Origin of the sequence: Micromonospora auratinigra, assembly GCF_900089595.1 — a bacterium.
GTDB lineage: Bacteria > Actinomycetota > Actinomycetes > Mycobacteriales > Micromonosporaceae > Micromonospora > Micromonospora auratinigra.
On the sequence record NZ_LT594323.1, the window covers coordinates 6,451,876 to 6,471,743 of the forward strand.

18 protein-coding genes are annotated in these 19,868 nt (G+C 73.7%); 14 read left to right on the forward strand and 4 right to left on the reverse strand.

Annotated elements, in window-relative coordinates; genetic code table 11:
* The first annotated feature begins 15 nt into the window (after positions 1–15).
* Complete coding sequence (locus GA0070611_RS29485; RefSeq protein ID WP_091671667.1) at positions 16–594, forward strand: hypothetical protein; 579 nt, start codon at positions 16–18, stop codon at positions 592–594.
* Positions 595–754: 160 nt separating this feature from the next.
* On the opposite strand, the gene GA0070611_RS29490 is transcribed toward GA0070611_RS29485, so the two are convergent.
* On the reverse strand, positions 755–2,020 hold the full coding sequence (locus tag GA0070611_RS29490; RefSeq protein ID WP_091671669.1) for a hypothetical protein: 1,266 nt from the start codon (positions 2,018–2,020) through the stop codon (positions 755–757).
* Positions 2,021–2,306: 286 nt separating this feature from the next.
* Between GA0070611_RS29490 and rsmD the strand changes: the two genes are divergently transcribed.
* The 10 genes from rsmD to GA0070611_RS29540 all read left to right on the forward strand — a co-directional run bounded on the left by rsmD (position 2,307) and on the right by GA0070611_RS29540 (position 11,958).
* Entirely contained in the window at positions 2,307–2,870 is a 564-nt protein-coding gene (rsmD, locus tag GA0070611_RS29495; protein WP_091671671.1) for a 16S rRNA (guanine(966)-N(2))-methyltransferase RsmD, read from the forward strand.
* Positions 2,867–3,349 (forward strand): pantetheine-phosphate adenylyltransferase, encoded by a 483-nt coding sequence (coaD, locus tag GA0070611_RS29500; protein ID WP_091671673.1) that lies wholly within the window; start codon positions 2,867–2,869, stop codon positions 3,347–3,349. Before rsmD ends, coaD begins: the two co-directional genes overlap by 4 nt.
* A 243-nt stretch (positions 3,350–3,592) precedes the next feature.
* A complete protein-coding gene (locus tag GA0070611_RS29505) occupies positions 3,593–4,090 on the forward strand; it encodes a hypothetical protein (RefSeq protein WP_091671676.1) in 498 nt (165 codons plus the stop codon).
* Between the two features lie 127 nt (positions 4,091–4,217).
* Complete coding sequence (locus GA0070611_RS29510; protein WP_091671679.1) at positions 4,218–4,781, forward strand: YceD family protein; 564 nt, start codon at positions 4,218–4,220, stop codon at positions 4,779–4,781.
* 5 nt (positions 4,782–4,786) lie between these two features.
* Complete coding sequence (gene rpmF, locus GA0070611_RS29515) at positions 4,787–4,960, forward strand: 50S ribosomal protein L32 (RefSeq protein ID WP_030500827.1); 174 nt, start codon at positions 4,787–4,789, stop codon at positions 4,958–4,960.
* A gap of 132 nt (positions 4,961–5,092) precedes the next feature.
* Positions 5,093–6,046, forward strand: coding sequence for a phosphate acyltransferase PlsX (locus tag GA0070611_RS29520; RefSeq protein WP_231921578.1), 954 nt, complete (start codon positions 5,093–5,095; stop codon positions 6,044–6,046).
* A gap of 4 nt (positions 6,047–6,050) precedes the next feature.
* Positions 6,051–6,953 (forward strand): ribonuclease III, encoded by a 903-nt coding sequence (gene rnc, locus GA0070611_RS29525; RefSeq protein ID WP_091671682.1) that lies wholly within the window; start codon positions 6,051–6,053, stop codon positions 6,951–6,953.
* Complete coding sequence (gene mutM / locus GA0070611_RS29530) at positions 6,946–7,803, forward strand: bifunctional DNA-formamidopyrimidine glycosylase/DNA-(apurinic or apyrimidinic site) lyase (RefSeq protein ID WP_091673645.1); 858 nt, start codon at positions 6,946–6,948, stop codon at positions 7,801–7,803. The genes rnc and mutM overlap by 8 nt, the downstream gene beginning before the upstream one ends.
* A gap of 235 nt (positions 7,804–8,038) precedes the next feature.
* Complete coding sequence (locus tag GA0070611_RS29535) at positions 8,039–10,258, forward strand: MMPL family transporter (protein WP_091671683.1); 2,220 nt, start codon at positions 8,039–8,041, stop codon at positions 10,256–10,258.
* Positions 10,259–10,449: 191 nt separating this feature from the next.
* Positions 10,450–11,958, forward strand: a complete 1,509-nt coding sequence (locus GA0070611_RS29540; protein ID WP_091671685.1) for an MFS transporter — start codon at positions 10,450–10,452, stop codon at positions 11,956–11,958.
* A 71-nt stretch (positions 11,959–12,029) separates the two neighbouring features.
* On the opposite strand, the gene GA0070611_RS29545 is transcribed toward GA0070611_RS29540, so the two are convergent.
* Positions 12,030–12,926: an endo alpha-1,4 polygalactosaminidase gene (locus GA0070611_RS29545; RefSeq protein ID WP_231921261.1), complete on the reverse strand. Its 897-nt coding sequence runs from the start codon at positions 12,924–12,926 to the stop codon at positions 12,030–12,032.
* A 124-nt stretch (positions 12,927–13,050) separates the two neighbouring features.
* On the reverse strand, positions 13,051–14,289 hold the full coding sequence (locus GA0070611_RS29550) for a CAP domain-containing protein (protein ID WP_091671687.1): 1,239 nt from the start codon (positions 14,287–14,289) through the stop codon (positions 13,051–13,053).
* Between the two features lie 371 nt (positions 14,290–14,660).
* Between GA0070611_RS29550 and GA0070611_RS29555 the strand changes: the two genes are divergently transcribed.
* The 3 genes from GA0070611_RS29555 (at position 14,661) to GA0070611_RS29565 (ending at position 19,378) form a co-directional block, all read left to right on the forward strand.
* Positions 14,661–14,855 (forward strand): hypothetical protein, encoded by a 195-nt coding sequence (locus GA0070611_RS29555; RefSeq protein ID WP_007456482.1) that lies wholly within the window; start codon positions 14,661–14,663, stop codon positions 14,853–14,855.
* A gap of 306 nt (positions 14,856–15,161) precedes the next feature.
* The gene (gene smc / locus GA0070611_RS29560) at positions 15,162–18,761 is read left to right on the forward strand and encodes a chromosome segregation protein SMC (protein ID WP_091671690.1); all 3,600 of its coding nucleotides are present in this window, start codon (positions 15,162–15,164) and stop codon (positions 18,759–18,761) included.
* Positions 18,758–19,378 (forward strand): HAD family hydrolase, encoded by a 621-nt coding sequence (locus GA0070611_RS29565; RefSeq protein WP_091671693.1) that lies wholly within the window; start codon positions 18,758–18,760, stop codon positions 19,376–19,378. The genes smc and GA0070611_RS29565 overlap by 4 nt, the downstream gene beginning before the upstream one ends.
* Here GA0070611_RS29565 and GA0070611_RS29570 read toward each other — a convergent pair.
* Positions 19,372–19,827, reverse strand: a complete 456-nt coding sequence (locus tag GA0070611_RS29570; protein ID WP_091671695.1) for a hypothetical protein — start codon at positions 19,825–19,827, stop codon at positions 19,372–19,374. The genes GA0070611_RS29565 and GA0070611_RS29570 overlap by 7 nt on opposite strands.
* Positions 19,828–19,868 lie beyond the last annotated feature (41 nt).

The window sequence follows — 19,868 nt, forward strand, 5'->3', positions numbered from 1 at the left end:
TGAAGGTGGAGGCTGATGCGCCCGGGGGCAGAGACTGACCCGAACCTCTCGGCCGAACTGGCCAGACATGACTGGACCGCCTACCGGACGTTCACGGGTGACGGCTCGAAGCTCCCGGCGGCCATCCTGGCGTTGGCCGCTGCGGAGTCCGACGAGCAGGCGTTGGCGGGGTACTGGCGGCTGGACAACGTGCTCGCCGTGGACGGAAGGCTGTCCGAGGCGGCCGTACCGGTCACCTCATGCCTGCTGGTCGCGATGGATCTGGCGCCGCCGCCCGGTCGCAAGTCGATCCTTGATCTCCTGAACGTCATTGCCTCCGGCTATGAGGAGCACATCGACAACGAGGTGGTCGGCAGGGCCTCGGTACGGACGTGTGTCGAGATGATGGCGGCTCGGCGGGACGTCTTCGTCGAGGAGCTGTTCGCGTCAGGGAACGCCAGCTGCGTGGACATACTTCTCATGTGTGCGGTGCATGTCGAAGGTGTGCTCGGTGACGTCGAGCGCGCCTTCGACGTCGCCCTGTCGCTGCCTTCGTGCCTGTCGATACGTGAGCACATCGAGATCGCCCGCGACGACCTTCCGGGACGGGCCTGACCCATGGGCTGTCTCGCCCGCGGGATGTGCACGGGTCCGGGCGTCGGTGAGCCGGTCCCACCGGCCTCGACCGGATGAGCGCTCATTCAGCCGTTGACCTGTGAAAGGCGCGAGGGCGCGCCGACCGGGTGGTCGACGCGCCCTCGGCTCAGGCGTTACGTCAGGCGGTGAAGCGGACCCGACGACGGCGGGCGATCACGAAGAGCACCGCGCCGGCGGCCAGGAGCAGCAGCGCCCCGCCCGCGATGGCCCCGGCCTGCGGGCCGGTCACCGGCAGGCCCGGCTCCTCGGCGCCGCCACCGGTGCCGCCGCTCGGGCAGCCCTTGGGCTGCTCCCAGGCCAGCGGGCCACCGGAGTCGAGGTCACCGGTGACGGTCACGGTGAGCCCCTTGACCGCCTTGAAGCTCACGGTGCCGGTACGGCCGGGCTCGACCGTCAGGTTCTTCGTCTCGCCCTTGTTCGAGGTGAACACCGAGGTGACGGTCGCGCCGTCCTCGGGGTTGACGATCCGGAAGGTCATCTCGGTGCAGGTCGACTCGTAGCTGCCGTCCGGCACGCCGACCTCGGGCTGCTGGCAGTCCGCCGGCTTCTGCCAGCCACCGGTGAAGTCCTTCATGCCCGGCGCGGTGACGGTGATCTGCTGCGCCTGGGCCGGGGTGAGCTTCCGGGTCTCGATCTTGCGCATCGGGACGGTCACCTTCTCGGTGAAGCCGCCGCTGCCGGTGATGGTGAACTCGGCGGCGGCGTTGCCCGTCCGGTTGACCAGGGTCAGCTCGACGTTGCCGTCGCAGTCGGACTGGGCGATCACCTCGGGCGCGGCGGTGCAGGTGCCGGAACCGCCGTTGTACCAGGCCTGCGGGCCGGTGGACCGGTGGCCGATGCCGCTGGCGCTGCCGACCTTGCGGTCGCCGTACCGGTCGCTGGTGTCGGTAAGCGGGTCGATGATCTTGCTGCCGAACACGAAGTCGACCTGGGTGTAGCAGTTCGGGACCTCCACCTGGAAGTCCAGGGTGGCCACCCCGATCTCACCCTCGCGCACGCCCGTGAACTTCTTGACGGAGGTGTCGAGCACGTACTGGGGAACGGCGAACTTCGCCGACGGGGTCACGTAGGACACCAGGGCGAGTTCCTGCTCCTCGCCGGCGCAGAGCGGACCGTTGGTCAGCGTGATCGACGCCTTGCCCTGCGGGCCGTCGAAGGTGTGGGTGTAGCGCGCGTCGGCCGCCTTGACGCACTCCGGCGTCGGCTCCGCCGACGCGCTCGGGCTCGCCGAGGGCGAGTCGGTGGCGCTCGGGGAGGCCGAGGGGGACGGCGAGGTGTTGGTGGCGCTCGCCGGCGCGGTGAGGGCGAAGGCCGCGGTCAGGCCGAGCAGGGTGGCCCCCAGCACGGCGAGCGGTCGCCGCAGCGACAGCCTGGTACGGGTCACGGGTACTCCCGGATCGAGGGGGTTCGGGATGGCTGACGTCGGGCCCGGGGCGCGCACGAGGAGGTGCGAGGTCTGTGCGGCGACGCGACGAGCCGACAACCGGGCAGACCCTAGCGAGATACGCACAGAGGGTGTTACTTCGAGCCGGGTGATATCCGAACGTTGTTATGAATTCGAGATCATTGATGCACCGTCGGTGATCACCTGTTCCGTCCGGGCGTACGCACCGTCGTCGGAACGGATCCGGGCGTCGCGTAGCGTCTGGGGTTATGCGCAGGAGCAACCGGTGACCCGGATCGTGGCCGGGACGTTCGGCGGGCGGCGGATCGCCGCACCGCCCGGCGCCGGCACCCGTCCCACCTCGGACCGGGTCCGGGAGGCCCTGTTCAGTGCCGTGCAGGCCGGGACCGAGCTGGCCGGGGCGCGCTTCGCCGACCTCTACGCCGGTTCGGGCGCGGTCGGCCTGGAGGCGCTGTCCCGGGGTGCGGCGCACGTGCTGCTGGTCGAGTCCGACGCGCGGGCCGCCCGGGTGATCCGGGAGAACGTCGCCGCGCTGCGTGCCGCCCCGGCCGCCCGCCTGGTCACCGGCAAGGTGTCCACCGTGCTCGCGGCCGGCCCGGACGGTGGGCCGTACGACGTGGTCTTCGCCGACCCGCCGTACGCCGTACCCGACGAGGAGATCACCGCGCTGCTGGCCGCGCTGGTCGACGGCGGCTGGCTGGCCCCGGACGCCCTCGTGGTGGTGGAGCGGTCGAGTCGCACCCGGGCGGTCGACTGGGTGGAAGGGCTCACTGGTGAGCGCAGTCGCCGCTATGGCGAGACCACCCTTTGGTACGGTCGCCGATCATGAGACGTGCGGTCTGTCCGGGCTCGTTCGACCCGGTCACCAACGGACACCTCGACATCATCGGCCGGGCCAGCCGGCTGTTCGACGAGGTGATCGTCGGAGTGCTGGTCAACCAGTCGAAGCAGGGTCTGTTCACCGTCGAGGAGCGGATCGACATGCTCCGCGAGGTGACCTCGTCGTACGACAACGTCCGGGTCGAGTCGTTCCGCGGGCTGCTGGTGGACTTCTGCCGCGCCCAGCAGGCGAGCGTGCTGATCAAGGGCCTGCGCGCGGTCAGCGACTTCGACTACGAGCTGCAGATGGCGCAGATGAACATCGGCCTGGCCGGCGTGGAGACCCTCTTCATGCCGACCAACCCGCTCTACTCGTTCCTCTCCTCCAGCCTGGTCAAGGACGTGGCCAAGTGGGGCGGCGACATCTCCGCCCACGTCCCCGACACCGTCCGCGCCCAACTCGCCGCCCGCCTTGACCCCACCCCCTGACCCACCCCACCCCCACCCCACCCCGCGCCGATCTTGCACTTGCGGCCCGCCCGCCGCCCCTTTTGTCCTGATATGACGGGGCCGGAAGTGCAAGATCGCGGAGAGCGGGGCGGGTGGGGCGACGCGCCGGGTCGGGGTGGAGAGGCGTGGGGTGGGGTGGGGGCGACATGATGGGGGGCAGCGCCGAAGCGGGGCGCAGGCCGCATCATGTAGGTGGCCGACGAGGACAGGAGTGAGGTACCGGTGGACCCGCTCGATCGCATCGACGAACTGATCGCCATGGTGGAGCAGGCCCGCTCCGTCCCGATGTCGCGCAACAACTGCATGGTCGACCGGGGCGAGATGATCGCGGCCCTCGACGAGCTGCGCGCGGAACTCCCGGCCGACCTGCGCCGGGCCGCCGCCCTGCTCGAGGAGCGCGACAAGATCATGGAGGCCGGCAAGCGGGAGGCCGACCGGATCATCAGCGAGGGTGAGGCGGAACACGCCCGCCTGGTCTCGGTGAACGAGATCACGGTGTCCGCCGAGCACGAGGGCGCCCGGATCATCGGCGAGGCCCGCGCCGAGGCGCAGCGCCTGCGCGACGAGGTGGACGACTACGTCGACACCGCGCTGGCCAACTTCGAGCAGTTCCTGACCCGGGCGCTGGCCTCGATAGAGCGCGGCCGGGACAAGATGCACGCGCTGCGGGAGATCGGCACCTTCGCCGGGGACGAGGCGGACCGCCCGCTACCCTTCTGAGCGACGTGCGCGGGCCGGCAGCCGACAGCCGGCAGCCGCCGGACCGGGGAAGACGCCCCCGGTTCGACGGTCCGCCCGTCATCCAGGTAACCTTTTTTGTCGGCCTCTCACCGGCCGGAGTCTAACTATGCCCAAGCACTCGCCGAACCCACTCGATCCCAGGTCGCCGCTGGTCCTCGACACGAGGGAACTGCCGCGTCGACCTGGTGCTCTGCGTACGGTCAAGCGGGTCGCTCCGGCACCGGCGGACCTCGGCGTGGAGTTGATCAGCGTGCCGGAGGGCGCGGACCTCGACCTCGACCTGAGGTTGGAGTCGGTGTCCGAGGGCGTGCTCGTCTCCGGGACCGTCAGCGGTCCCGTCAAGGGCGAGTGCGGCCGCTGCCTGCGCGAGATCGACGACTCGGTGGCCGTGACGATCCAGGAGCTGTACGCGTACGAGAACAGCACCACGGACGACACGACCGACGAGTTCGAGGTGGGCCGGATGCAGGGCGATCTGATCGACCTGGAGCCGGCGCTGCGGGACGCGGTGGTGCTCGCGCTGCCGACCAACCCGCTCTGCCGGGAGGACTGCCCAGGCTTGTGCCCCGAGTGTGGGGTGCACTGGGACGATCTGCCGGCCGACCACAGTCACCAGCAGATCGACCCGCGTTGGGCGGGCCTGTCGCAACTGACCCGTACAGAGGAGTAAGAACCGTGGCCGTCCCCAAGCGCAAGATGTCGCGCAGCAACACCCGCGCCCGCCGGGCGAACTGGAAGGCCTCGGCGGTCGCGACCGTGGCCTGCCCGCAGTGCAAGTCGGCGAAGCTCCCGCACGCCGCCTGCTCCGTCTGCGGCACCTACAACGGCCGCCAGGTCCTCGAGGTCTGACCTGGACGCCGAGTGACGCCCCCGACCAGCGGTCGGGTGGCGCGCACACCAAGGCTCACGCCCGGTGCCCCGGCTCCGTCCGCTGCCGCCCGCCGCACGGCCGGCGGACCGACGGAGTCGGGCACCGCGCGGATCGCCGTTGACCTCCTCGGCGGGGACGATGCTCCCGCCGTCGTGGTTGACGGCGCTCTGCGAGCAGTGCGCAGCGACCCTGACCTGCACCTGCTGCTCGTCGGACCGACCGAGGTCGCCGACGGGCTGATCGCTGCGCTGGACCCGGAGCAGCGGGCCCGGGTCACCGTCCGCCCGGTGCGGACCGCCGTCGGCATGGCCGACCACCCCACCGCCGCCCGGGCCGAGAGCACCGTCCGCTCGGCGGTCAACGCCGTCCGCGACGGGATCGCCGACGCGCTCGTCTCCGCCGGCTCGACCGGCGCCACCGTCACCGCCGCCGCGCTCGGCCTCGGTCGCTGGACCGGGGTACGCCGGCCCGCCCTGGTGGCCACCCTGCCCGCCGTGGCCGGCCCGGTGGTCCTGGTCGACGTCGGCGGCAGCCTCGACGCCGGTACCGCCGCCCTGGCCCGGCACGCCGTCCTCGGCGCCGCGTACGCCGCCGTGGCGCACGCCGTCGCCGCGCCCCGGGTCGGACTGCTCTCCGTCGGCACCGAGACCGGCAAGGGCGACCGGCTGCGCCGGGCCGCCGATCCCGTGCTCGCCGCCACGCCGCTGCCGTGCGGCGCACGCTACGTCGGCCTCGTCGAGGGGTACGACGTCTCCGTCGGCACCCGCGCCGACGTCGTGGTCACCGACGGCTTCACCGGTAACGTGCTGCTCAAGGCCATCGAGGGCGCGTACGCGATGGCCGGCGGGCCCCCGGCGAGCGGTGGCGCCCCCCGCGCGGCCGCCCTGCTCGGCGTGGCCGGCACGGTGGTGGTCTGCCACGGCGCGGCCCGCCCCGACGACGTCGCCTCCGGCATCGCCCTCGCCGCCCACCTGTGGCGGCGCGACGCCGCCCACACCGTCTCGACGCTGCTCGACGGCGTCCCGCACGATCCCGCACCTGACACCGAAACGACACCGAGGTAGCACCATGACCAACGACAAGCGGCGGCGCGCGCCCGTCGGCCACCTCGAGGCGGCCTTCGGGGTGTCGCTCGACCCGGAACTGCTGGAGCGGGCGCTGACCCACCGCTCCTACGCGTACGAGAACGGCGGCCTGCCCACCAACGAGCGGCTGGAGTTCCTGGGCGACTCGGTCCTCGGCGTGGTGATCACCACCGCGCTCTTCCACAACCACCCGGACCTGCCCGAGGGGCAGCTCGCCAAGCTCCGGGCCAGCGTGGTCAACATGCGGGCGCTGGCCGACGTGGCGCGCGGCCTCGGCCCGGACGGGCTCGGCGCGTACCTGCTGCTGGGCAAGGGCGAGGAGGCCACCGGCGGCCGGGACAAGGCCAGCATCCTGGCCGACACCCTGGAGGCGCTGCTCGGCGCGATCTACCTCCAGTACGGCCTGGACACCGCCGCCATCGTGATCCACCGCCTCTTCGACCCGCTGATGGCCGAGTCGGCCGGCCGGGGCGCGGCGCTGGACTGGAAGACCAGCCTCCAGGAGTTGACCGCCGCGCTGGGGCTGGGCGTCCCGGAGTACCGGATCGAGGGCACCGGCCCCGACCACCTGAAGACCTTCACCGCCTGGGTGGTGGTGGCCGGCAACCGGTACGGCGGCGCGGAGGGGCGCAGCAAGAAGGAGGCCGAGCAGCGGGCCGCCGAGTCCGCGTGGCGGATGCTGACCGAGCAGGCCGAGGCCGAGGCCGCCGCCGGCGCGGCGGCGGAGGGCGGCGAGCCGGACGCCACCGGCGCGGACGCGACGGACAGCGCGGGGGCGGCCGCGTCCGGCGCGGCCGGTGCGGGTGCGGCGGCCGCCGCACGGCCGGAGGCCCAGGTCGACGGGGCTGCGGCGGACGCCGCCGGGGCGGGCGCCGGCCGTGCCTGAGCTGCCCGAGGTGGAGACCGTCCGGCAGGGCCTCGCCCAGTGGGTGACCGGCCGGACGATCACCGCCGTGCAGGTGCGGCACCCCCGGGCGATCCGCCGGCACGAGCCGGGCGCGACCCACTTCGCCGACGTGCTGACCGGCCGGACCGTCACCGACGTCCGCCGCCGGGGCAAGTACCTCTGGCTGCCGCTGGACAGCGGGGACGCCCTGATCGGGCACCTCGGCATGTCCGGCCAGCTGCTGCTCCAGCCGGTGGACGCCGCCGACGAGCTGCACCTGCGGGTCCGGTTCCGGTTCGCTGACGACGGCCCCGAGCTGCGCTTCGTCGACCAGCGCACGTTCGGCGGGCTGTCCGTCTCGGCCGGCGGGGCGGAGCTGCCCGCCGAGATCGCGCACATCGCCCGCGACCCGATGGACCCGGAGTTCTCCGACGCCGGCTTCGTGGCGGCGTTGCGGCGGCGGCGCACCGAGGTGAAGCGGGCGCTGCTGGACCAGACCCTGATCTCCGGCGTCGGCAACATCTACGCCGACGAGGCGCTCTGGCGGGCGAAGCTGCACGGCATCCGCCCGACCGACGCGCTGACCGCCCCGGCGGCCGGCCGGCTGCTCGGGCACGTGCGCGACGTGCTGGGTGAGGCGATCACGCAGGGCGGCACCAGCTTCGACGAGCTGTACGTCAACGTCAACGGCGAGAGCGGCTACTTCGACCGCTCGCTCAACGCGTACGGGCGGGAGGGCGAGCCCTGCCCGCGCTGCGGGGCGCCGATCCGGCGCGAGGCGTTCATGAACCGGTCGTCGTACAGTTGCCCGCGCTGCCAGCCCCGGCCCCGGGGTGCCCTTCGGGGATGACCCCGAGCGCGCGTCGGGGTTGCGCCGGTGTGCCTGCCCGACCGCGCCCCGGCGCGTCCCCCGGTCGTACCCGGAAAAGGGCGTTCCGTCCGGTTGGTGGAGCCGGTCCGGGCCGGCCGGTCCGAGTCGGACGGATGGGGGACGAGCGGGGGCCGTTCCCCGATGTCCGGGCGTCGCCCGCTGCCTAGCGTCAGCACCGTCGGCAGAGTGCCGGCGTGTGGAGGGGGACACCAGGATGGGCAGGCGACCGGTGACCGTGCGGTTGGCACGGTGGAGCGCGGAGCACCCGTGGCGGGCCATCGCGTTGTGGATCGTGTTCGTGGCGGTCTGCTTCGTGGGCGGCAACGCCGCGGGCCTGAACGAGGCCACCGACTCCGACCAGGCGATCGGTGAGTTCGGCCGGGCCGAGCTGATCGTCGACAGTGGTGGCTTCCACCAGCCGGCCACCGAGAACGTGCTGATCACGCCCCGCTCGGGGACGCTCGACCAGGCCGCCGCGCGGGCCGCCGCCGACGACGCCGCGGCGCGGCTGCGGCAGGTCGAGGGGGTCGCCTCGGTGGGTACGCCGGTGCCGTCGCGGGACGGCGGCGCGCTGCTGCTGCCGATCACCATGTCCGGTGACCCGGAGACCGCCGAGGACCGGGTGCAGCCGCTGCGCGACACCACCGCCCAGGTCCAGCAGGCGCACCCGCAGCTGCGGGTCGAGGAGGTCGGCGGCCCGTCCATCGGCAAGGCGCTGAACGAGACCCTGGGCAACGACTTCAAGCGGGCCGAGCTGCTCAGCCTCCCGGTGACCCTGGCCATCCTGATCATCGCGTTCGGCGCGCTGATCGCGGCCGGCGTGCCGGTGCTGCTCGCGCTCTCCTCGGTGGCCGCGGCGATGGGGCTCTCCACCCTCGCCTCGCACCTGGTGCCGGCCACCGACACCACGTCCAGCGTGATCCTGCTGATCGGCATGGCGGTCGGCGTCGACTACTCGCTCTTCTACGTCCGCCGGGAACGCGAGGAACGGGCCAAGGGCCGCTCCGGCCTGGACGCGGTGGAGATCGCGGCGGAGACCTCCGGGCACGCCGTGGTGGTCTCCGGCACCGCCGTGATCATCTCGATGGCCGGGCTGCTGCTCGCCAACGACGCCATCTTCTCGTCGCTGGCGGTCGGCTCGATCCTGGTGGTGGCCGTCGCGGTCACCGGTTCGCTGACCGTCCTGCCGGCCCTGCTGGCCAAGCTCGGCCGCTGGGTCGACCGGCCCCGGGTGCCGCTGCTGTGGCGGCTCACCGCCCCGCGTACCGGCGCGCACGGTCGGGCGGCCCGGCCCCGCTTCTGGCCGGCCGTGCTCCGGCCCGCGCTGCGCGCGCCGTTGGCCACCCTGGTCGTCTCGGTCGGGCTGCTGCTGGCCCTGGCCGCCCCGGCGCTGGGCATGAAGCTGAAGTTCCCCGGCATGGAGGACGTGCCGCGCACCACCGCGGCGATGCAGGCGTACGACCGGCTCACCGCGGCCTTCCCGAGCAACGGCACCAGCCACACCGTCGCGGTGCGGGCCCCGGCCGAGCAGGCCGACCGGGTGCACGCCGCGCTGACCGCCCTGTCCGGTCGGGCCGGCACCGACCCGCTCTTCGCGCCGGCCGAGGGGGACGGCCCGAAGATCCAGGTGTCGGCCGACCGGCGGGTGTCGGTGCTGGAGGTGGCCACCCCGTACGCCAGCCGCACCGACGAGGCGGCGCGGTCGCTGCACGAGCTGCGCGACGACCTGGTCCCGGCCGCCCTGCGCGGCATCCCCGGGGTCGAGTACGCGGTGGGCGGCGGCGTGGCGGCCAGCGAGGACTACGCGCGGCACATCGAGGAGAAGCTCCCGGTGGTGGCCGGGTTCGTGCTGGCCCTGACCTTCCTGGTGATGGCCTGGACGTTCCGCTCGGTGGTGGTCGCGGCCACCTCGATCGTGCTGAACCTGCTCTCCGCCGGGGCCGCGTACGGGCTGCTGGTGCTGATCTTCCAGGGTGAGTGGGCGGAGGACCTGCTCGGCTTCACCTCGATGGGGGCGATCGTCTCCTGGCTGCCGCTCTTCCTCTTCGTGGTGCTCTTCGGCCTCTCCATGGACTACCACGTCTTCGTGGTCAGCCGGATCCGCGAGGGGGTCCGCTCCGGCCTGTCCAACCGGGCGGCGGTGTCGTACGGGATCACCTCGTCGGCCGGCACGGTGACCAGCGCGGCGATCGTCATGGTCGGGGTCTTCTCGATCTTCGCCACGCTGAGCACCATCGACATGAAGCAGCTCGGCATCGGGCTGGCCGCGGCGATCCTGCTGGACGCCACGATCATCCGGGCGGTGGTGCTGCCCTCGCTGATGACCCTGCTCGGCGACGCGAACTGGTGGGCCCCGCGCTTCCTGCGCGCCCGCGCCGAGACCCCGCCGGCCGACCCGCCGGCACCCGCACCGGAGCTGGTCGGCGCGCACTGACCGCCCGTACCCCCAGCCCGCAGGGCCGGGCCGCGCACCCCGCGGCCCGGCCCTGCGGCCGTTGGTGTGACCCACGTGTCACCGGAGGATTAACCTGAACGGCGGCTGGGAATCTGGGCCGCCATGGACGAACAGCTCACGCCGGCGGCCCGTCGTCGCGCCCCGGCCCCCACCACCCCCCGGAGCGCGTCATGAGCAGCGACGTGCGCACCGACACCGTACGGACCAACGTCCCGGCCCGCCTCGACCGGCTGCCGTGGTCCCGCTGGCACTGGATGATCGTGATCGGCCTCGGCACGGTGTGGATCCTCGACGGCCTCGAGGTGACCATCGTCGGCAACCTCTCCGGCAAGCTGGCCGAGCCGGGCAGCGGCCTGAGCATCACCCAGAGCCAGGTCACCGGCCTGGCGGCCGCGCTCTACGTGGCCGGCGCCTGTGTCGGCGCGCTCTTCTTCGGTTGGCTGACCGACCGGTTCGGGCGCAAGAAGCTGTTCCTGCTGACCCTCGGGCTCTACCTGGTCGCCACCGCCATGACCGCGCTGGCCTTCGACAGCTGGTGGTTCTTCCTGTTCCGGTTCCTGACCGGCATGGGCATCGGCGGTGAGTACGCGGCCATCAACTCGGCGATCGACGAGCTGATCCCGGCGCGGCACCGCGGCCGGATCGACATCATCATCAACGGCACCTTCTGGCTCGGCGCGGCGCTCGGCGCGCTGCTGACCGTACCGCTGCTCAACGGCCTGCCGACCAACCTCGGCTGGCGGGTGGCCTTCGGCCTCGGCGCGGTGCTCGGCGTGGTGATCCTGCTGGTCCGTCGGCACGTCCCGGAGAGCCCACGCTGGCTGTTCATCCACGGGCGGGCCGACGAGGCGAACGAGCTGGTCGACTCGGTCGAGGCCGAGGTGAAGCGGGAGACCGGCAAGGAGCTCGGCGAGGCGGACAACTACATCGAGATCCGGCAGCGGAAGAGCACCAACTTCCTGGAGATCGCGAAGACCCTGTTCCGCCGCTACCCGAAGCGCGCCACCCTGGGCTTCTCGCTCTTCATCGGGCAGGCGTTCCTCTACAACGCGATCACCTTCGGGTTCGCCCAGATCCTGCAGACCTTCTTCGACGTGCCGCCGGGCAACAGCGGCTACTACTTCGCGGTGATCGCGGTCGGCAACCTGCTCGGCCCGCTGCTGCTGGGCAAGCTGTTCGACACCGTCGGCCGGGTGCCGATGATCGCCGGTTCGTACATCGGCTCGGGCGTGCTGCTGCTCGGCACGGCCTGGCTGTTCCACTCCGGCGTGCTCAACGCGGTCACCATGACCGCCTGCTGGTGCGTGGTGCTCTTCTTCGCCTCGGCCGGCGCCAGCGCCGCGTACCTGACGGTCAGCGAGATCTTCCCGATGGAGACCCGGGCCATGGCCATCGCGTTCTTCTACGCGATCGGCACCGCCGCCGGTGGCATCACCGGCCCGCTGCTCTTCTCGAAGCTGGTCGGCAGCGGCAAGGTCGGCGACACCGTGGTCGCCTTCGTGATCGGTGCCACCGTGATGATCATCGGTGGTCTGGTCGAGCTGGCGCTCGGCGTCAAGGCCGAGGGCAAGTCGCTGGAGGACCTGGCCACCCCGCTCAGCGCCGAGCAGGCCGGCATCCCGGCGCAGCGCGGCGGCGCCGGCACCCCGACCCCGGCCGCCGGCACCCCCACCGCCTGACCTCCGCCGTTCCCCCCGACGCCGCCCCCGCCCACCCGGGCCGGGGCGGCGTCGCTCGTCGTGGGGCCGGGTCAGGGGAGGGGGCAGGGGGTGCGGTCGGCGTCCAGGGCGCGGTCCTTGCGCATGGAGGCGAAGCCGTAGCCGACCGTGGTGACGCAGAAGGTGGCCGGGTCGCCGGTGTACTCGACGTGGAAGACCGGCTTGTACGCGTCGACGAACGGCAGCAGCTTGGCGCACTCCCGCCGGCGGACGCACTCCTGGTTGACCGCGAAGTCGAAGTCGGGGGCGAGCGCTGCCACCTGGGGCACGTCGTCGACCAGCCCGGGGGAGAGGTCCAGGGACCGGGCCAGCCGGGCCACCCGCCGATCGAAGAGCAGTTGGTCGTCGAAGGTCAGCGGGAAGCCGGGGCGGTGCAGGTAGCCGTCGGCGTCGTCGAGGGCGACCGCCCCGAAACCCTTGCCCCGGCAGAGCCGGAACCGGTCGGCCAGCACCGGCGCGAGCGCCGGCCACCGGCGTACGTCCAGCCAGCGCCGGCCGGTCGCACCGGCCACCGGCGCGCCGCGCACCGCCGCCGGGAAGCGGTCGGCGTCCGGGTCGGTGGCCGCGTACGAGCCGACGGGCACCTGGCAGACCAGCCGGCGGTGGCGGGCCCGGAGCGCGGCGGTCTCGGCGGAGGTGGTGCGGACCGGGTCGAGCAGGAACACGTCGGCCTCGACGGTGACGTCCAGCGGGCCGGTGAGCTGCCACTGCCACTGCCACTGCCGGGCCAGCGCGGCCGGCCACGGGGTGGGCGCGCCGGGCGGGACGACCGGCTCCCGGCAGGCGGCCACCGGGCCGAGCAGCAGCACGCTCAGCAGCACCGCCGCCCACCGGCCGGGTCCCCGTCGACCGACGCGGACGGCCCGGCGGGGCGGCTCGGCCCCCGCCGGCCGGATCCGCATCGACAGCTCCCGGGTCGCGGACGGCACCGCGCCGTCCTGCCGGTACGCGGCCGGCGACCCGGTCCACCCGGACCTCCGCCCGGCGTGGCCCGGCCGGAGCCGGCGTACCTCACCCGGTCAAACGAGCGCGGGCCCGGTCACGACGCGCGGGTCAGCGCGGGGTGCCGAAGTCCTGCGTCCAGTACGGCCCGTTGCTGCGCGCCACGCCGACGCCGATCTCGGTGAACGAGCAGTTCAGGATGTTGGCCCGGTGGCCCGGGCTGTTCATCCAGGCGTCCATGACGGCGGCCGGGGTCTGCTGGTTCCAGGCGACGTTCTCGCCGTACGCCCGCCACGCGTAACCGACCCGGTCCAGCCGGTCGCCGACGTCGCTGCCGTCGCTGCCGTCGTGCGACATGGTCTTGTGGTCGGCCTGGTCCTGGCTGTGCCGCTGGGCGGCCAGCATCAGCTTGTCGTCGATGCCCAGCGCCTTGCAGCCGGCCTTCGCCCGCTCCTTGTTCACCAGGTCGACGACCTGCTGGAGCTCAGCGCTGACGCCGGCGGTGGTGGCGGCCCGGGCGGCGGGACCGTTCGGGGCGGTGCTGCGCGGCAACTGACGCGACGGCGCGGTGGTGCGGCTGGGCTTCGGGGTGGCCGTCCGGCTGGGGCTGGGGCGCAGGCTGCTCGGCGTAGGCGCGACCGAGCTGGGGGCGAGGGCGTCGCCGGGCCCGGTGTCACTGCCGCCGGGCGCCTCCGGGGCGGCGGCGATCGCACCCTCGGCCGCGGTGGGATCGGTCCGGCCGTCGTCGCCCGGCAGCACCAGGGCGCCGACGCCGAGGCTCACCACGAGGGTCGCCGCCGCGGCGGCCCCGCCGATCAGCAACGGGCGCGGAATGCGCCGCTTCTGCCGGTGCCGGCCGCTGTCCCCGGCCGGCTCGTCGGCGGCCTGGACCCAGCCGGGCGTGGGCGGCACGTCCGCCACCGGGGCCCAGGTCGGGTACGCCCGCTCCGCGGTCGGCCGGTCGGCGGCCGGCCCGTACCGGTCCGCGTCGGTAGCGGGTCCGGGGCGGCCGGAGCCGGCGGCCGGAGCGTGCCGGTACGGGTCGGTGGCGGGCCCGTACCGGTCCGGGTCGGCGGTCGGGCGGTACCGGTCGAGGTCGGCGACCGGCTCGTGGCGGGCGGTGTCGTCGACGCCCGGAGCGGTGCGCCAGGGGGCGTCCGGCGAGCCTGCGCGCCAGACGCCGGTGGGGGCGTCGGCCGGCTCCGGGGCGGCCGGCGCCGGCTCGTCCCCGAAGAGGTAGGACGACCGCGGCTCGGGCCGGTCGGTGAGCCAGGCCGGGCCCTCGTCGGTCGGCGGCTCGGGGCGTCGGGAGACGCCTTCCGGTTCGATCGGGTCGGTCCAGCGGTACACGCCTGTCCCCTCCACGGGTCGGTTGCGGGCCGGGCTGACGCTACGGGCGCGCCGAGAGCCGCGGCAACCTGGCTAAGAGAGAGTTAAGGGGAACCCGACACCGAGGATGAGGTGTTCACACATTTCCGGGCGTACAGTCAGGGGGTCCGGACAGAGCGTGTCCGCGCCTCACGGCAGCCCCCCGGCGAGTGGCCCGGCCGACGCAGAGATGATCTACGGCCTGCGGGAACTTGACGCAGAGGGGGTGTGCGGCTCAATATATAGGTGTCGCCAGTCGCGCCCAGTCATGCCCGGATTTCGCGGGATGACAGCCGCGAACCATTGGGCGCGCGTTGGCCGGCTTTCCGGCAGCGCATATCAAGGAGTTCAGCATGGCGAAGGCCCTCTACGGCCACGTAGGTGCAGCGCCCGACCGGCGTCTGCTCGACGAGGTCACCCGGCTTCGTGCCCGGGTTCAGGCACTGGAGTTCGAGATCACGCGTCTGCGCGCCGACAATGATCGGCTGGCTGCGGCTGCGGCGGAGGCTGACGACCTCCTCCGGCTGGCCGAGCCCGCGCTGACCTGATCCGGTTCCCCGACCACAACTGAAAAGCACCACGAAGAACGCGCGCCGACACCGATGTGCCGGCGCGCAGCTTTGTGCGGACAATTTTCCCGGTCGCCTCGCGCCGTTCCCGGCCCGGCCCGGACATTGCCCGCCGACAATTACGATCTTGCCGTTTCCGCCCGTGGCGCGGGCGTCACCCGGGCCGCCGGGGACGCACCGGGTGGGTCGCGTACCGGGCCGCCGCCGCAGAGGGGTTAGTCTGCGGGTTCACCAGGTCCGCGCAGCCCGCGACGGTACGGCGGCCACCGGACGAGGATCGAGAAGGTGCATCTCAAGAGCCTGACGGTGAAGGGCTTCAAGTCCTTCGCCTCCGCGACGACGCTGAAGCTGGAGCCCGGGATCACCTGTGTGGTCGGCCCGAACGGCTCCGGCAAGTCCAACGTCGTCGACGCCATCGCCTGGGTGCTGGGCGAGCAGGGCGCCAAGGCGCTGCGCGGCGGCAAGATGGAGGACGTCATCTTCGCCGGCACCGCAGGCCGGGCGCCGCTGGGGCGGGCCGAGGTCACCCTCACCATCGACAACACCGACGGCGCGCTGCCGATCGAGTACACCGAGGTCTCCATCACCCGCCGGATGTTCCGCTCCGGCGAGAGCGAGTACGAGATCAACGGCGACTCCTGCCGGCTGCTCGACATCCAGGAGCTGCTGTCGGACTCCGGCATCGGCCGGGAGATGCACATCATCGTCGGGCAGGGCCGGCTCGACGGCATGCTGCACGCCAAGCCGGAGGACCGGCGCTCCTTCATCGAGGAGGCGGCCGGCGTCCTCAAGCACCGCAAGCGCAAGGAGAAGGCGCTGCGGAAGCTGGACGCGATGCAGGTGAACCTCAACCGGCTGACCGACCTCACCGCCGAGCTGCGCCGCCAGCTCAAGCCGCTGGGCCGGCAGGCCGAGGTGGCCCGGCGGGCCGCCGCCATCCAGGCCAACCTGCGCGACGCCCGGCTCCGGCTGCTCGCCGACGACCTGCACACCCTGCGGACGACGCTGGACAAGGAGATCGCCGACGAGACCGCGCTGCGCGAGCGGCGCGAGCAGATCGAGGCGGAACACGCCGAGGTGCAGGGCCGCCTCGGTGAGCTGGAGGGCGCCCTCGCCGAGGACGCCCCGCTGCTCGCCGCCGCCCAGGACACCTGGTACAAGCTCTCCGCGTTGCAGGAGCGGTTCCGCTCCATCGAGCAGCTCGCCCGGGAACGGCTGCGCCACCTCAGCGCCACCCCGGACGACGAGCGCCCCGGCCGCGACCCGGACCAACTGGAGGCCGAGTCGCAGCGGGTCCGCGAGCAGGAGGAGGAGCTGCGCGCGGCGCTCACCGAGGACCAGATCCGGCTGGCCGAGGCGGTCGAGCACCGCCAGGAGCTGGAACGGCAGCTCGCCGCCGCCGAGCGGGAGCTGGTGGCCGCCGCCAAGGCCATCGCCGACCGTCGCGAGGGGCTGGCCCGGCTCACCGGCCAGGTCAACTCGGCCCGGGCCCGGACCACCAGCGCCGGGGAGGAGATCGAGCGGCTCGCCGCGGCGCACACCGACGCCCTGGCCCGCGCCGAGAAGGCCCAGGCCGACCTGGACGCGGTGGCCGAGCAGTCCACCGAGGCGGACCGGGACAACGCCGACCTGGACGCCCGCCACGACGAGGCCGTCGCCGCCCACGAGGCGGCCCAGGCGACCGTACGGCGGCTCTCCGACGCCGAACGCGCCGCCGAGAAGGACGCGGCCACCTGGAAGGCCCGCGAGGAGGCGCTCGCCCTCGGCCTGCGCCGTAAGGACGGGGCCGGCGCGCTGCTGGCGAAGGCCGACCAGGTGCCCGGCCTGCTCGGCAGCCTGGCCGGGCTGCTCACGGTCGCGCCGGGCAACGAGGCGGCGCTCGCCGCCGCGCTCGGCGGGCTGGCCGACGCGGTCGCCGTCACCGGCGTGGACGAGGCCGTCGAGGCGATGCGGCTGTTGAAGATCTCCGACGCCGGGCGGGCCGGCCTGCTGGTCGGCAGCCCCGCCGGGCCCGGCATGGACGGGCCGGCGGACGCGCTGCGCCCGAAGCTGCCCGACGGCGCCCGCTGGGCGCCCGACCTGGTCGAGTGCGACGCGGGGATCCGGCCGGCGGTGCACCGGGCGTTGCGCGACGTGGTGCTCGTCGACGACCTCGCCGCCGCCGCCGACGTGGTCGCCGGCAATCCGGAGCTGCGTGCGGTCACCCCGGACGGCGACGTGGTGGGGGCGTACGCGGCGGCCGGCGGGTCGTCCCGGGCGCCCAGCTACATCGAGGTGCAGGCGGCCGTCGAGGAGGCCCGGGCCAACCGGGGCGCCGCCGAGCGGAGCAGCGCCGAGCTGCGCGAGGAACTGGTCGAGGCGCGCGCCGAGGTGGCCGCCGCCAAGGAGGCCGTGCAGCACGCCGCCGCCGCCAAGCGGGAGGCGGAGAGCCACCGCAACGCCGCCGCCCGTCGCCTCGCCGAGTTGGGCGCGGCCGCCCGGTCGGCGAAGGCGGAGACCGACCGGCTCGGCGAGTCCCGGGCCCGCGCGGAGGCGGCCCGGGAACGCGACCTGGCCGCGCTGGCCGAGCTGGCGGAACGACTGCGGCTGGCCGAGGCCACCCCGCTCGACGCCGAACCGTCCACCGAGGACCGCGACCAGCTCGCCGCCATGGTGCCCCAGGCCCGGCAGAACGAGATGGAGGTACGGCTGGCGGTGCGTACCGCCGAGGAGCGGGTCTCCTCGATCGCCGGCCGGGCCGACTCGCTGGCCCGGCAGGCGAACGCCGAGCGGGCCGCGCGGGAGCGCGCCGCCGCCCGGCGCGCGGCCCGCACCCGGGGCGCGGAGATCGCCCGCGCCGTGGTCGGCGGCGCGCGGGCGGCGCTGACCCGGCTCGCCGTCTCGATCGCCCGGGCCGAGGAGCACCGCGACGCCGTGGCCCGCGAGCGGGCCGCGCGTGAGGCGGAGCTCTCCGAGGTACGCGGCGCGGCGAAGCGGCTCGGCGCCGAGCTGGAGCGGTTGACCAGCCAGGTGCACCGGGACGAGGTGGCCCGCGCCGAGCAGCGGATGCGGATCGAGCAGCTGGAGGCGAAGGCCGCCGAGGACTTCGGTCTGGACGTGGAGACGCTGGTCGCCGAGTACGGCCCCGCCCAGCCCGTGCCGCCCACCCAGGCCGAGCTGGTGCTGGCCGAGAAGGAGGGCCGGCCGGCGCCCGAGCCGGTCCGCTACGAGCGTCCGGTGCAGGAGAAGCGGGCCGCCAAGGCGGAACGGGAGCTGGCCCTGCTCGGCAAGGTCAACCCGCTCGCGCTGGAGGAGTTCGCCGCGCTGGAGGAGCGCTACAAGTTCCTCTCCGAGCAGCTGGAGGACCTCAAGGCCACCCGGCGGGACCTGCTCACCGTGGTCAAGGACGTCGACGACCGGATCCTGGAGGTCTTCGCCAGCGCGTTCGAGGACACCGCGCGGGAGTTCGAGCAGGTCTTCACCGTGCTCTTCCCCGGCGGCGAGGGACGGCTGGTGCTCACCGACCCGGAGGACCTGCTCACCACCGGCGTCGAGGTGGAGGCCCGGCCGCCGGGCAAGAAGATCAAGCGGCTGTCGCTGCTCTCCGGCGGGGAGCGGTCGCTGACCGCGGTGGCCATGCTGGTGGCGATCTTCCGGGCCCGGCCCAGCCCGTTCTACATCATGGACGAGGTGGAGGCGGCCCTCGACGACGTGAACCTGGGCCGCCTGATCACACTGCTGGCGCAGTTGCGCGAGAAGAGCCAGCTGATCGTGATCACGCACCAGAAGCGCACCATGGAGATCGCCGACGCGCTCTACGGCGTGACCATGCGCAGCGGGGTCACCCAGGTGATCAGCCAGCGGCTCAACCGGGCCGAGGACGAGGGACAGGGGAACAACGAGTGAGTCGGGAACGCGCCACGGCGCTCCTGGTGGACTTCGACGGCGTGCTGCGCCACTGGGACCCGGCGGTGGCCGCCGGGGTCGAGCGGGAGTACGGGCTCACCGAGGGCGTCCTCGGCGAGATCGCGATGTCCTGGGGGTTGCTCCAGCCGGTGCTCACCGGGCGGGTCAGCCACGCCGAGTGGATGAGCAGCGTGGCGGACGCGCTCACCCCGTCGGTGGGCGACCCGGAGCGGGCCCGCGCCGCGGTGGACCAGTGGCAGCGCTACCGGGGCGAGGTCGACCCCGACGTGCTCGCCTTCGTCCGCGAGGTCCGGGCCGCCGGCATCCGGGTCGGACTGGGCACCAACGCCACCGACCAGCTCGACGCCGACCTCGCCGCGCTGGGCCTCACCGACGAGCTGGACGTGGTGGTCAACTCCTCGGTCGTCGGTGTGCACAAGCCGGCGAAGGAGTACTTCCAGGCCGCCTGTGAGGCGCTGGCGACCCCGCCCGCCCGGGTGTTCTTCGTCGACGACGAGGACCGGGCGGTGGCCGGCGCCCGGGTGGCCGGACTCTCCGCGCACCGCTGGAGCGGCCCCGCCGACCTGCGCTACCTGCGGGCCGCGCTGGCCTACTGAAGGGTGGAGCGCCGGGTGCCGGGTGAGCCCTCCCGGCGCCCGCGCCCACCCGGGCCCGTTGCCCGGGCGCTGCGGGCGGCGGCCGTCCGGAACAGCTCCACGATCGCCGTGACGACCAGCAGCGGTAGCGCGACGACGCCCGCGAGCAGGGCGTTCGCGGTGACCGCCAGACCGGTGTCGGAGATGGCCGCCAGGCTGTGGGCCCAGTGCGCCGACCCGCCCTCCCCGCATGGTCCCGCGTCGACGCAGGAACCCGGTGCCGGGCCGTCGTCGCGGCTGATGATCGTCACGCCGACCGCGAGGACCGCTGCGCACACCAGTGGGGCCAGCCCGGCGAACCACATCCGGACTCGGCGGTGGACCGGCCGGCGCCACAGCAGGAGCCAGGTCGTCACCAGCAGCGCCGCGAGGATCCACCACCGCCCGGGGAGCTCGGCGAGCAGACGCACCGGCCGAACCTACCCGGCCACCACTGCGACCGGTCGCCCCG